Annotated in this window: 6 protein-coding genes and 1 pseudogene; 3 read left to right on the top strand and 4 right to left on the bottom strand. The window is 52.8% G+C overall.

Annotated features, from left to right (window positions below; genetic code table 11):
- The first annotated feature begins 465 nt into the window (after positions 1 to 465).
- The 3 genes from SH302x_RS04975 to SH302x_RS04965 all read left to right on the top strand — a co-directional run bounded on the left by SH302x_RS04975 (position 466) and on the right by SH302x_RS04965 (position 8,012).
- On the top strand, positions 466 to 1,623 hold the full coding sequence (locus tag SH302x_RS04975; protein ID WP_479367623.1) for a caspase family protein: 1,158 nt from the start codon (positions 466 to 468) through the stop codon (positions 1,621 to 1,623).
- Positions 1,620 to 6,944, top strand: coding sequence for a DNA/RNA non-specific endonuclease (locus SH302x_RS04970; RefSeq protein WP_479367622.1), 5,325 nt, complete (start codon positions 1,620 to 1,622; stop codon positions 6,942 to 6,944). The genes SH302x_RS04975 and SH302x_RS04970 overlap by 4 nt, the downstream gene beginning before the upstream one ends.
- A gap of 75 nt (positions 6,945 to 7,019) precedes the next feature.
- Positions 7,020 to 8,012: a trypsin-like serine peptidase gene (locus SH302x_RS04965; RefSeq protein WP_479367621.1), complete on the top strand. Its 993-nt coding sequence runs from the start codon at positions 7,020 to 7,022 to the stop codon at positions 8,010 to 8,012.
- On the opposite strand, the gene SH302x_RS04960 is transcribed toward SH302x_RS04965, so the two are convergent.
- The 4 genes and pseudogenes from SH302x_RS04960 to SH302x_RS04945 form a co-directional block, all read right to left on the bottom strand.
- Positions 7,986 to 10,529, bottom strand: coding sequence for a GAP1-N1 domain-containing protein (locus SH302x_RS04960; protein WP_479367620.1), 2,544 nt, complete (start codon positions 10,527 to 10,529; stop codon positions 7,986 to 7,988). The two genes, SH302x_RS04965 and SH302x_RS04960, sit on opposite strands and share 27 nt — an antisense overlap.
- The gene (locus SH302x_RS04955) at positions 10,519 to 11,379 is read right to left on the bottom strand and encodes a TRAFAC clade GTPase domain-containing protein (RefSeq protein WP_479367619.1); all 861 of its coding nucleotides are present in this window, start codon (positions 11,377 to 11,379) and stop codon (positions 10,519 to 10,521) included. The genes SH302x_RS04960 and SH302x_RS04955 overlap by 11 nt, the downstream gene beginning before the upstream one ends.
- Complete coding sequence (locus tag SH302x_RS04950) at positions 11,376 to 12,335, bottom strand: TRAFAC clade GTPase domain-containing protein (RefSeq protein WP_479367618.1); 960 nt, start codon at positions 12,333 to 12,335, stop codon at positions 11,376 to 11,378. The genes SH302x_RS04955 and SH302x_RS04950 overlap by 4 nt, the downstream gene beginning before the upstream one ends.
- Positions 12,332 to 13,578: pseudogene (locus tag SH302x_RS04945) on the bottom strand (GTPase-associated system all-helical protein GASH). The gene SH302x_RS04950 and the pseudogene SH302x_RS04945 overlap by 4 nt, the downstream one beginning before the upstream one ends.
- Between the last annotated feature and the right edge of the window lie 41 nt (positions 13,579 to 13,619).

Here is a 13,619-nt window from a genome sequence, read left to right as displayed (position 1 = left end):
AAGGCTGGTCGTACCGGTCCGAGGTGATAGGTGCAAGTTGTTGCGTCGACGGGTTGGCAACTTTTTGTGGCTAGTCTTGATACGCGGCTCGAAACTTCGATGACTCGAGGAACTGTGCTCCATTCCGCTATAAGGACACGCCCTCCTTACGCGTTGGCAGTTCGTCACCGCGGCCCCGTTGCTGCCAAAGTGCTCCAAGCTTTGGTGAACTTCAACCGCGCTACATAAATTAACGTTAAAAATTCAGCTTACAGGCATGCACGGCGCTCACATTCAAAATAAATTGCTAAAGTATTTGTATGGTAACGTCTTTCCAACCAGACGTTGATGGCGCGGCGTAATTCTTAAATAACGGCAGACGATTAAGGATAGGCTCACCAAAATCATCATTTACATTCCCTCATTGCGGATTGCGGAACAACATCTCGACCGAGTTCGTGCTCATCTCAAATTGGAAAAACCGTTATGGCTATTAATAGGCTGCATGCGCTCATACTCGGCGTCAGCGAGTACTCCAATCTTCCTGATCCCGGTCAGCCCGATACTCCTAACGCGCTGGGAATGACGAAGCTTACTTCTCCCGCAATTTCGGCCTTTCGTGTGTACGAGTGGTTGCAGCGGGTCAATGCGTTGAATGAGCTGCCGCTACCACTTGGGCACGTTTCTCTGCTGCTGTCTCCATCTCAAGCCGAGCTTCAGGCATTCCCAGAACTGGCTCAGGCCCAAGCCGATGGAAAGTTTCAAGAGTGTTCATTAAATAAAGTGCTTACCGCCGCGGCTCATTGGAGAGAGGCTGCAGCCAAGGATCCCAACGATATGACCTGGTTCTATTTCTGTGGGCACGGCGTTCAGCGAACGAGCAATGACGCAGTCCTTCTCCTTCAAGATTTTGGCCAGACTACGGGCGGCGGAAGGCTTTTCAACGCGATTGACGTCGCCAATTTAAGCAACGGTATGACGCCCTCGCCGCTGCGACCCAATATTGCTCGGTCACAAGTGTATTTCATCGATGCTTGTAGAGTACGCCCAGAACGGTTCAAGGAGATTGCAAATCCCAGTCCGACGGAGGTGTTCGACAACGACCTTGGAGGCTTAGACGATCGTAAAGCTCCAGTCATATTCTCAAGCATTTCCGGTGGGGAAGCCGTGGGCTTCAATGCGAGTGAGAGCCTGTTTACTAAGACGTTGCTGCAGTCACTAGACGGGGCGGCCGCTGACTTCTTCGACGACGAGAGCGGGAATTCTCAATGGCTTGTAACGACGGGACGACTACCCGAGGTCTTACGAATGCATTTTGAGAACGATCTCTTCGATCAGAACTTCACTGTGGGCGGGCTTCGACCGGGCGACGTTCCGTTAAGGAGACTGGCGGGACCGCCGGATGTGGACGTTTTGATCGATATTAAGCCGGAATTGGCCCGGATGCTGGCAAGCGTCAAGGTTCTAGAGGTGGCCGGCAATATCGAACGCCATTCGAACGTCGGCGCACCCGTAATTGGACGTTGGCCTGCGGGGCTCTATCGATTTCAGATCAGCATCACACCTCCCTATGTCAGTCCTAATCCCGCACCGCGTTTTGTACGGCCGCCAAGTCATCGCTATATCGGAACGGTGGGACAATGAACGGTGACAAGGCAAGCGTACAATTTAAAACTCATTTCGCCAGTGACGAACTCGGCCTGTTGGAACTTCCCGTTGAAATCCGCGACACGAGAATGCATCTGCAAATGCGGACATTGACGACGAAGCGAGTGGAGCTTCCGGCGGGTGGGTATTTTTTCACCTCTCGACTTCCAGCCGGTCAAACACTCGAGGCTTACTACGATTTAAAATCTGGTGAATCGCGAGTGGTGGACCTCAGGCCGGAAGATGTCGACGAGTCTCCCTCCGAATCATTGGAGGTACAGCACTTTCTGCGGCGTTCCATCGATCAGGTAGGACAAAGCATTGGGATCCAAAGTTTGCCCTATTCGATGGAACCCATTCTTAAAGAACTCGAATCAGCTTCGGATGATGCGGCGGAAACTCCTTTCCATTTACTCATAGAGTGCGAGTGGTGTGTGGGTAATCTGTTGGCGGACGATCCGAAAGTCGAGTCGATCCGCACCCAGCAATGGACGACGAAGTTTACTCAACCCCTGGAAATTGACGTCCCTGAAGAGTTGAGAGGCGTTTCGGAGCCGGTCATTTGCCAGTTGCGTCAACCGAAACGCGATCCTATCAACATCCGAATTCCTTTTTCTCAAGTAGGTCCTCAGCCCACCGTTTCTCTGTTAGTTCCGGAGCATACCGCTCCTGCCTATCGGATTGGGATTCGTCTTTTTCATAAGACGGCCGATCTGCTCACTCGGTATATGCGCCGTAGTATGTTCTCGGAAGCGAGCGACTCGATAGCTTCCGATTCAATGACCGGCGAGTATCTGCTAATGAACAAAGCCCAAGATCCAGTTGCAGCAGCAGTGGGCGCATACACATTGCTGAGGCTTGGAAAACTTGAGGCATTGCATGAGTGGACAGCTAACTTGATGAAATGGTTTGAGTGGCTACCCGATGGTGCGACGATTCGCGGCGAGCATGAGGCACGGCGTGGTAATCACTTGGATGCATGCCGTGCGTTTCTACTACTAGAACGACGCGGTCTTCCTTTGTTTACCGACGGCATGTCCTATGCGCTCGATCGGCTTCGCTTGTATCACGCTGCTTCCTCGAAATTGTCCGGGCTTGAGTCCTTCGAGCGGGACGCCATTTTGCGATTGGTTAGGAAACTGGAACGATTCACTCCCTGCCTCGATTTTGATCGCACTTTTGTGACCTACACCGATTCCATTGTACCCGGGATGGTAGACGCAAAAAAAGATGACCTTTCTGGCGCAAGTTCGCGTCGAGTTTCCCCAAGTGTTCCATTTATGCAAAGCGAGAATGCCTCCATGTCCGAAGAAAACCAGATCGACCAACAGTTTTACTTCAATGGTATCGATGCGACCACGGGAGAGTATTTGGAAGCTCCTAAGTCATCGAAACAACTTGCAGCGATCGCCTTGAGCGACCCGGGACTCACGCGAAGCCCCTTCACGATCGATGCCACCACGCGGCATTTGCAGGAACTAGATTATCGCTCGCAAGCCAATAAAGCGCAGGCCTTTGGACCCCGTTTTGGCGTCGATGTCGGAAGTGTGGCGTCGGCGGGATGGGCCGTGGTGTTCGCACGCGACGCAGATCCACGAATAAAGGAAGCTCTGAGTCCGCTACTTAACTTGCGCAAAGATCAAGCCGGAAAACTTTATAAGGAATGCCTTGGTACAAAGGGTTACGTTCCAGGTGAATCCAAAGACGATTTTTTGACACGCAACGGCACCGGCCCTGGACCAGCAGTTCCAGATCGATTTCCCTTCTATGTGTTGCTAATCGGCGATCCAGAGTCGATTCCTTTCAAGTTTCAGTACCAGCTCGACGTCATCTATGCTGTGGGACGCATATGGTTCGAAACAATCGACGAGTATTCACGCTATGCCCACAGCGTCGTTCATGCCGAGTCGGGCAAGGTCATCCTGCCCCGACAGGCAGCCTTCTTTGGTCCACAAAATCCCAACGATCGCGCGACGAAGCTAAGCGCTGAGCAACTGCTGAGTCCTTTGGCCGATCGCGCGGAACAACGCGGCGCGGTAAGTAACTGGAAGATCGATCGTGTCATCGGAAGCGATGCATCTCGCCTTCGTTTAACGGAATATCTTGGTGGAGCGAAGACACCAGCTCTCCTCTTCACTGCCAGCCACGGCATGGGGTTCCCGTTGAACGACCATCGCCAGAACGCCTATCAAGGAGCCCTTCTGTGCCAGGATTGGAACGGCCCCGGGAACGGTCCGATTGATCGGAGTCAGTACTTCGCTGCGGAAGATATCGTCGATTCCGCCACGCTGGCCGGATTAATTTGTTTTCACTTTGCATGTTACGGGGCAGGTACGCCTCGCTTGGATGATTTTGCCTATCAGCAGTTTCAAAAACCTAGTGCGATCGCCGCAAAATCTTTCGTCGCTGCTTTACCTCGAAGGCTACTCGGGCATCCATCTGGCGGTGCCCTGGCGGTCATCGGCCACGTCGAACGAGCCTGGGGGTGCTCGATTGTATGGCGCGACGCAGGCTCGCAGATTCAAGCGTTCGAGGACGCCGTCGATGTGTTGATGAAAGGCATGCCGGTCGGCTATGCCCTGGAATCGATCAATCAACGCTACGCGGATTTGTCTTCTGCATTGAGCAGCGAACTTTTGGACATCCGCGAGGGGCGTAAGCCGGTCGATGACTACGCGATCGCAAATCAATGGACCGCCAACAACGATGCTCGTTCATATGTGATCATCGGCGATCCGGCCGTCCGGCTGCCGCTGGCACCAGTTGGAACAGCCGCCCCCAGTCGAACGGCGATCAGCATCGCGCCGACACAATTGGCGCCAGAAATGCCAGCGGACCAGACACCATCCGGATTGAGTGTTGCTGCATCCACTCAAACAGATTCTCGCACCATCCTAAATCAAGAAGAACCTAAAATGAAAGCTCGCGAAATCTCGGTAACCATTCCATTGAAAGTAACGGTTAGCCTTTCCGTCGGCGATGTCGTTCAGTCCCATATCGCCACCGATGCGGCCAGTGGCGCGGTTGCGGAAATGGAAGCCTTCAAGGTCGAAATCGACCCTGACTACGACGCTCGTGAAGGTTACGACAGCAAGTTCCTCGGCACCGGTCGGATGGTCCCATTGCCACAGCTTTCATCTAGCCAGCTCGCCAACGCTGCCAAGTTTGTTTCCGACTCAGGCGAGGAATCGATCGAACTGAAATATCATCACTATAGCGTCGTGCATAATGGCAAGCGAAAACTGGCCTTCTTCACTGCCGTGAACATAGATGGAACCAAAGCTGGTAGGCCAAAACGCGAGACAGATAAGTGGTTCTTTGATCCGCGAATTCCCGCGAACATGCAAGTCGGCGAAGATCTGTATTCGGACAACGATTTAGATCGCGGGCATTTGGTTCGCCGCCTGGACCCTGCGTGGGGACGTTCTGCAGCCATCATCAAGCGTGCAAACGATGACACGTTCCATTTCACGAACTGCTCTCCGCAGCATTCCAGATTCAATCAAGGGAAAAACTTATGGGCCGGGCTCGAAGATTACCTACTTGATAAGGCGACCGATGAGGATCGACGCTTGACTGTCTTCACCGGACCGGTGTTTACTAGCGCCGATCCAATTTATCGAGACATTCCGATTCCAATGAAGTATTGGAAGGTGGCGGTTGTTGCCCGACCCCACCGCAAGATTGCCGCGCTAGGGTTCATCGTCGATCAGGAAAAACTACTGCGAAAAATGATGTCGTTCGGTCCCGAAGATGTCGCCAGAACGTTTCAAGTTCCAGTCAGCGAAATCGAAACGCTCACGGGCCTCAACTTCGGTCGCTTGACACAAGTCGATGTAGGTTCAGTCGATAGCTTTGCCGTGGGAGCCTCGCCGCTACGGCAGCTCGATTCCCTGCAAGATATCGTATTTCCTCGTTTAGGTGGCGAGACTCCTTCGTTCAGTCCAGCTGAGACATCTTCCTTCGGCCTGACCGACATGGTCGAAGGCACGGACGTCGGCTATTACCTAGTCGCGTATGATAAGGATGGCCGAGAACGCATGGATCATCCGGCTGGCCAAGTCAGCCGCCTTGTCACGCAGGCCCTCAGCGATACGAGCGTCACAGACGTCGTCGTGCTCAGCCACGGCTGGCAGGGTGATGTGGCTGGGGCTCGTCGCCAATACCAATCTTGGATTGGGGCCATGGCAGCCAATAACGACGATCGTCAGCGTATCCGCCAGAAACGTCCAGACTTCAAGCCAGTTTTGGTTGGCATTCACTGGCCCAGTCAGCCGTGGGGAGATGAGAATCTCGGATCTACTCCTTTTTCAACCCCGCAGTCTTCAAATACATCTCTGGCCGCCGAACTGGAAGCGTACACCGAGCGCCTCGGCGATTCTCCCGAGGCGCGGGAACGGATTCGACCTTCGCTTCGCAGGGTGCTCGAACTTACTCAGAATATGTCCAGCAATCCTGACGGCGGCATGTCTGCAGAATTGGAAAATGCCTATCGCGAACTCGACACGGCGATCGGGCTCGGGGCTCAAGGGCTCGGTTCCAACCCCAGTGCCGACCGCGATCCGTTCGATCCCGTCGCCGTCTATCAGGGTTACCAGGAAATGTTCCCGCAAGGAGAAGAGACCGCGCCGCTGGCGTTCGGTGGAGACGGCGGTTCGTGGCGCGACCGGTTCCTTTCGCCGCTGCGGGCTCTTTCCTACTGGAAAATGAAGGATCGTGCACGGTTGATTGGCGAAGGAGCTGTGCACGAGTTGCTCGTTCGATTGCAGCAAACAACTGCCGACCGAAACGTGCGCTATCACCTGGTCGGGCACAGTTTCGGCTGCATCGTTGTAACCGCCGCCACGGTGGGGGCTGCCAACACGGTGGCGCTTCCGCACGCGATCGAAAGTTTGACGCTGCTGCAGGGAGCCATGTCGCTGTGGTCGTACTGTTCGCATATACCGTTTGCTCAGGATACTGCCGGTTACTTCCATTCCATTGTCTCCCGCCGCCTAGTTCGCGGTCCGATCGTCACGACTCATTCTACGCACGATTCCGCCGTCGGACGATGGTATCCACTGGCGTCGCGTATGAACCGCTCGGTCGCCTTCGACGCCCCGAATCCGTTCCCCAAGTTCGGCGGAATCGGATCGTTCGGGATCCAGGGACCTGGGCTCACGATCGCTAATTTGGATATCGCCGCACAAGGAACAGGTTACAAATTGGCTGGCGCCGGCGCGATCACTAATGTCGAAGCCAGTCGCGTGATTTCCGGGCACAGCGAGATCAGCAAAACGGAAGTAGCTCACCTATTATGGTCTGTCATTGGCGGTTGAAACATCACTCTGTGTGAAAGTGTGCTCCAGTGCCGAACTATTAATAGATTCCGAAAAACTTATGAACTGATACATATGCCAAAGAAGGTCCCGCCAAAACTGATTCAGCTCATGTGCAATTACTATCCGGACAGCGACCGGGCACGGGTGTTCGTGAACAGCATTTCCGTTCCCACTGAATACCTGGATTTCAGCGGACCACCTAAAACAATGTGGTTCAAGTTGCTTTCAGAGATAGGGAAACACACCAGCTTTGATGTGGTCCTGAGCCAACTGAAAGCCGAATTCCCAAACGCAGATTGGGATTACGCAGAGCCAATTATTCTTGACCCAGCGCCAGCCGACATGCCCCAGGATATTGCAAAAGATGATTGGAGAGGAAATGTATCTGCACGTGAACTTGAAAAAATCACAGGTAAGCAGTCAACTCTACTTCCGATCAGCTTTCTCGAGCGTGGCATCGAAGCGGCGCGTGCCGTAGTAAAGATAGAGATCCCAGGCGTCGGCTGCGGCTCTGGCTTTCTAATTCAAGAGAATATCCTGCTTACGAACAACCATGTAATCGACTCAGTAGGTACTGCCTCATCTGCTCACGTGCTCTTCAACTACGAACTCACACACGATGGGCGAGATGTGAACGTGACTCGACTAATTCTTTCTCCCAATGAAGTGTTCGTGACATCGAAGAAAGATGATTGGACAGCGGTTCGTGTCTCGGGAGACGCAAACACTAAATGGGGAGCTGTCGCATTGTCGCTAACTCCTGCAGTAAAGGACCAGCCAGTGAACATTATTCAACACCCCGGTGGCCAGCCAAAACAGATTGCACTATATCACAATCTCGTTCAGTATGCAGACGAGTCCTGCGTGCAATATCTGACTGATACAATGGGGGGCTCATCGGGCTCGCCGGTCTTTAATTCGAAATGGGAAGTTGTTGCAATTCATCGCGCAGGAGGAATGCTACGTGAGCCCAATTCCCCTTCGTCCCGTGAGTTCTTTCGAAATGAAGGCACACCGATCGAAGTTGTAAGACGCGAGCTAATCAATAAAGGAATCCTCTCTTGAATCTCCTACTTGAAAAGGACAGGTTTCGATCAGTGTTTTCATGTCGTCATTGTTCCAATAATCACGTCGGCACTGAAACATGAGTGAAGGCAGCGTTGCATCTCCATAACCAGCACCTTTGCGCAATTGCTTAAGCAGCTTTCGCCATTGTTCACGACCAGATTCGCTGTTTTTCAGGTCAGCAACGTCTCCGCCAATTCGCTCCCACAAGTTCTTATCGCAAGGACCTTCTGGATAAAGGTAGCAAAGCGTATTCTCCAATTCCTCCCACCATTCGTTGGGGGTCGGGGGATCTTTAGAGAGCGAGAACCTTAACCGATGGAGCCAGCCAAATAGAGCGGCGCACTCGCAAAGAGCGGGGTGCAGGTCGCGCCGCGAGTAGTTTACGTAGTCCGCTAGAAGCGCCTGCGCTGAACTTCGCCATCCATTCTTCGCAACAAACGCGCCGATACTTCGTGATTCCGAGATAGAAAGATCCCTTCGGTCAGTAAGTAAACGAACTCGCCACCGATCGAAGTCCGCCGAACTTAAGTCGGGGAACAGTTGGAGAACGTGCAGAGATTTGCGAATTGCGTCTGCGTCTACAGTGGGTAGAAGTTCGTCGCGAAGGTCGGGACTGAGGATTTCGCTGCTGAGCGGCGGCTCGGGCTTTTCGGTGGGAGGATTCCCTGAGATCGCTCGCTCGACCCAGGCTCTCGCGGTGGCCCTTAAGTATTTCTTCCTCGTTGGAGGCGGCAGAATGTGCCAGATCAGTGTCCGATTGTCTTCATCTATAAGATTTGCATACTTTGTTTCGCAAAGAGCTGCAATGAATTCGTCATCCTGAAGCTTACTATCTATTAAAAGCTGCCAAGTCGAGCGAACTGCGTCATCAAGAATTGCTGTTTGATTAATTTCACGCAACTTCCGCGGGATAACTCTGCTGACTACTTGTCGCCATGGGGCGCTCGTGACGTCCACCAGCTCGAGCAGTTGTACATCTGCGATGCATTCTTCAATCACCTGATTGCGCAGCGGCTGGGAAGTATTCGATGTCAGCGCGTCTACAGCTAATGGTACAAACATTCTAGGCGTTACTACCTTCGACAACTCAGCAAGCCCGAGTTTCGTGTTGCGAGGAAACGCTAGTTGCTCACGTAAAGCTTCTGGGGGCGGTAGCAGACAAATCGCCGCGTGCGCATGTAGCCGCGACCAATTTTGGGTCTTGCAAAATCCAGCGACGATTCTGACATCATCCAGCGGAGTGGTTTCGCTGACGTGTTCGATAAGTGACTCTTCGATTTGCTGAGCGCTCTTGCAAGCCACTGATAGCCACTGCTGGATTGCTGGCTGCTTACACTGAGTAAGGAGCTGCCAAAACAGCTTGACTCCCAGTCGCTCTGCATTTTGTAGCAACGTCGCGAACGCCTCCAACAATCCTAAGGCCCACGGTCGCGAATTATCGTCGATCGCTTGTTCCGTAAGCGATTGTGATTTAGCGAAATCATGCTGCAACGCTTTCGCGAATCTCGCACGGACCGTAGTACGAATTACCTCAGGACCGCTCTCAAACTCAGAAGCAGTGATGTTCCGAAGGTAGCTTACGACGTCCACCGGTTCTGACGCGATTCGGCGCCTAAGTTCAGAAAGCGTCGCCTCTTTGACTACTGCTCCGTCTTTCGGGTCCGGGGCTAGGCGACATAGATTTCGAACTAGGACCGTTACATCCAAATTCGTCGCGGACTTGAGATTGTCATAGAGACTACGCGAATCCGCCAAAAGGCAGAATATCTCGAAAGAACCTACGTCTACGTTCAGATCGTCTGCCCAACTAAGGACAGAGGAGCGGGACGCCTCGTCGCCGATGAGTCGCTCAATCTCTGCGGTTGGCGTGCCATCAAAAGGGGGCTGCACTGTAAGATTCTCATTCCAGCGTGCACGAAATTCTAGAGGTGTATATATCAAGCTCGCACCTCGACTGCGGCCGTCCCGAGGCGTGCAGCAAAATCGAAACGTAAGACCACGTCGCAACGGGGCTGGAATACCACGCCACAGGCCATCTACCGCCGTGGCAAAGCCCTCTTCACCGACCCAGACCACTGGTTGTGAACTCTTGTTCGCGATCAATGCTCGCACTAGGGCGATGGTACCCGCGTTTGCAGTCATAGTCGGATTGTCGTCAATTTCGATCTCTATGGCTTGAGTGGAAGAAAAGTGGCGTGAATCGCTGCAAAGCTGTGTGAATACTGAAGAGAGCGTTACTATCTTCCCGGCGTTGACGAGTTCCGTGATTAACGCAGTCGTTCTCGCCATTCCGCCACGAGACGCCGCTGTGTCGCGGATAGTACTAAGAAACACGTAGTGATCATTGTATGGGAATCCGCTCAGCATCGGCAAATTACCGACAGCGTTTGGTAGGTCGAGCGGCAAATCTGTAATCGCAGTCAGCGATTTTGCGATCCCAGGTTGCGACGAGGATAGAAGCGCATGAGCGTTACTGCTTTCGCCGTAGACTGCCGTTTCGAATTTAATTCTCATCAATAAGTTCGAGCATCTTAAGAACGGACGATGTTAAATCTTCATCTCGGGAGCCATCGGGATGTACGATGTAACCAAAAGACTCTGGCCCGTGACTGACAAAATCCTCATCGCGCATGTTTTTATCGAGCGGCCGCTCCAGAGCAGAGAGCCCCATGACAAAACAGCTGTCGTCCTGCCAATTGGCGCGGATGAATTGCTCAAGCAGTGGAGCGCGCTCCGCGAATAACGCACGTGGTTCCACATGCTCAACCCCAAGCTCGTCCCAACAGGAGAGAAGCACGCCTAGCTTTGGCGACCGCAGCCGACGCGACGTCTCGCAACGTGCGGCCCAAATCAACATCTGCAGCATCTCGACGATTCCGACCTGAGAAGATAAATCTGCATCTTTGAATTCGTGCGGTTGCGACCGATGCTCAAGTTCCGCTGCAATGGGGTGTTCAACGATGTTCTTGTAATCGACTACCTCTTTAAGCCGAATAAAAACTAAAAGTCCCTCAGCTGCTTCAAGTCGCTGCTTCCAGCTTGCATCTACACCGCGCTTCTCGAGGATCAGTCTGATTTGTTCGCCGCCGTAGTCGGGCCAAAGTAGGTCAAATGGCTTGCCACCAGGTCCGACTAATCGTAAGTCGGCATCGTCATACTTCTCCATGCTAGTATGTTCTGCAGGCAACCCGTTGTTTAATTGCTCAAGACCTTCTTTGAAAAGCTGCAAGTTCGGCATTTCACGTAACGTGAGCTGACCAGACTGCTCGAAAAGACGACCAAACAGCTGAAAAGTGAAATGCGACTTGCCTGTATTCGGACCGCCGATCATAACGATAGCAGTCCGTTCTGAGTTAGTGCTCATCGCGATTTGCCCCGATACGAAAGGAATGGGTCTGTAGGAATTGTAGGACAGAGTTCGATGTCGAATGTACTCGCTGTTACTCCACGTTGCATCGTGAACATAAACGACGATACAAGTGGGTCGTGTACCAAGTGCGCATCATTTCCGTTAGACTTGAACCTCGTGCGAAAATGTGGGGCATTCGGAAATACTCGATTTACGGCGTTTTCTATTGCCGCTTGCATTTTCGGATCTACAGCAACGTCACTCTTTGACCATACAACCGCCACTGGCCTGTCCTCCAGGTATTCTGCGAGGCGTCCGGCTAGCGTATTTATTCGGTGACGTGCAATGCCGCGATCTGCACCGGTCAATGAATCGCAGTCAATAAAAAAGAGGAATACGTCAGCATGCCTAATCGTCCACGCCGCGCCAGGGTATTGAGAAGGCTCAGGACTAATTGCCCATTCGGTGAACCATTCACCTGGGGCGTCCGTGAAAAGCATGTTGCGAGTTTTCTCGTCTTCTCCTCTGAACGCGTAGTGGAGCAGTCCAGGTGTCCGATCTATCGAGACGGGAGTGTGTGGAGGGTACGACGGGCTAGTTTCTTGAGGATACCGCATAAAGTCGGCAATTCGCTCCCATCCTCCAAGCGTCAGTGAACCGCAAAAACAAAGGTTGGGATCGATTTGTTTCCTTACGAAGAGCAAATGGAGAGCGGCTAGGTAAGTGGTTTTACCAGCGTTATGCGGCCCGATGAGGGCGACGACTCGCGGCCTTTCGCGGGCTGAAAGCAAGCGGATGTCGTCCAGGCCGAATGCGTTACCGCTCCAGGGAATGTAACCTCGCGAGTCTTGCTCGGCGGCGGGTTTGGACTCGTCGATTGCTGACCAATTCTTACACTTCGACGGGTCTGGTTCACCTAGAATGCAACCCGTATCAGGGTGGCAATGTGCCTGGCTACACGTGCCATTCATTTCCAGAGATCCTCGTTGATGGACTCGATGCATTTGATTTCCCGAAACACCAGTCGCGCAAGCTCTCCAAGAGGCATGGCCTTAGATTCGGCAACACCGGTCTTGGCTGTGAGCTCCTTTGCTTCGAGGGTATTTTTTTTGAGAGCCCCAGCGAACTCGAGCAGTCCGAGCCGACAGGTATCTTCGAACTGGTAAAATACACCCGGGGGAATCTCTGCGAATGCTGCAGACTGCGATATCTCTCGCACGAAAACCTTAAGTTTGATTTTATGGTCAGGAAAAGTGCGATTAGCGGTTGCTTCTAAGAAGTATTCGACGCTTTGTGGTGAAGGTCCGCGAGCAATCTGAGCGGTATCCACAGCCAACGCAACGACTGCTTCGGCAGGCGTAAGTTCTCTATAGCCCTTCCGTACGCTTGGAGAGTACATTGATTCCGATAGCCACAATAGCTCAGTCCTGTGGCTTTGTGCGGCATGGCTGCGCGTAAGCTCGGAGCAATTGCCGTGATCTTTTTGTTGAGATCATCCAGAGGCGGTTTCACCGTTTCAATCGTCGCGTTGGCAAGCTGTGATAAAGCGGTGTTAATCGATGCGGCGGCTTGTTTTGAAAATGCGATGGCCCAAACTCCATCTCCTGGCGAGTGCTGATTACCACCCTCAATCGCAGTACCTGCCGCATCCACTGATGAACTTGCTCGCAACAAGTGGTTGCCCAAAGCATTTTTAACTTCAATCTGTCCCAATTGCTTAACTTGCTTTGCAGTTTTTGAAACGTGTGGACGCCACAGAGTGGCGGCGAAATCCTCTAGCGCATCCCCTTGAGAACGAATGAAATCAGTCACCGCGCTCATGCGTGGATTGATTTGGGAATCATTCAATATGTTTACCGCTCCGTACCAAACCGCTGCTGACAGTTCAGGCTCTCGTTCCACGGCGGTCTGTACAGCTTGCCAGCCGACAGCAAGTAAGATCATGGTTGGACGCTCGGGTTGAGCGCTTCGAAGCGTGGGCCAGTCGCTCTTTACATGCTTCTCGATCCGAGCAAGAGCGGGTGAATCGTCGTCAATCTCGCTAACGAGGGACGCTCTTAAGAACTGAATTAAGAGAGCCTTATCCTCAACGAACGACCCGGCTAACGATTCGGCGGATGCCTGCAGCTTCTGCAGACGCTCCTCGTTATCCGCAATGTTGAAGAGCCTCGCGTCTAGGAATTGCTGAATGAAGTTCGCCAAGAGTTTCCCCACCTTTCTACCGGGTTAACAAGAGTCACAATGATAACAGGGAG

Source organism: Njordella calcicola, assembly GCF_056494125.1.
The sequence above is the reverse complement of the archived record's forward strand: the minus strand, read 5'-3'. Positions and strand labels throughout refer to the sequence as shown.

What these genes read in the sequence shown, in the direction of transcription:
- SH302x_RS04950 (WP_479367618.1), bottom strand. Translation starts at nt 12,335, where the DNA reads ATGAATGGCACGTGTAGCCAGGCACATTGCCACCCTGATACGGGTTGC.
- SH302x_RS04970 (WP_479367622.1), top strand. Translation starts at nt 1,620, where the DNA reads ATGAACGGTGACAAGGCAAGCGTACAATTTAAAACTCATTTCGCCAGT.
- SH302x_RS04960 (WP_479367620.1), bottom strand. Translation starts at nt 10,529, where the DNA reads ATGAGAATTAAATTCGAAACGGCAGTCTACGGCGAAAGCAGTAACGCT.
- SH302x_RS04955 (WP_479367619.1), bottom strand. Translation starts at nt 11,379, where the DNA reads ATGAGCACTAACTCAGAACGGACTGCTATCGTTATGATCGGCGGTCCG.
- SH302x_RS04965 (WP_479367621.1), top strand. Translation starts at nt 7,020, where the DNA reads ATGCCAAAGAAGGTCCCGCCAAAACTGATTCAGCTCATGTGCAATTAC.
- SH302x_RS04975 (WP_479367623.1), top strand. Translation starts at nt 466, where the DNA reads ATGGCTATTAATAGGCTGCATGCGCTCATACTCGGCGTCAGCGAGTAC.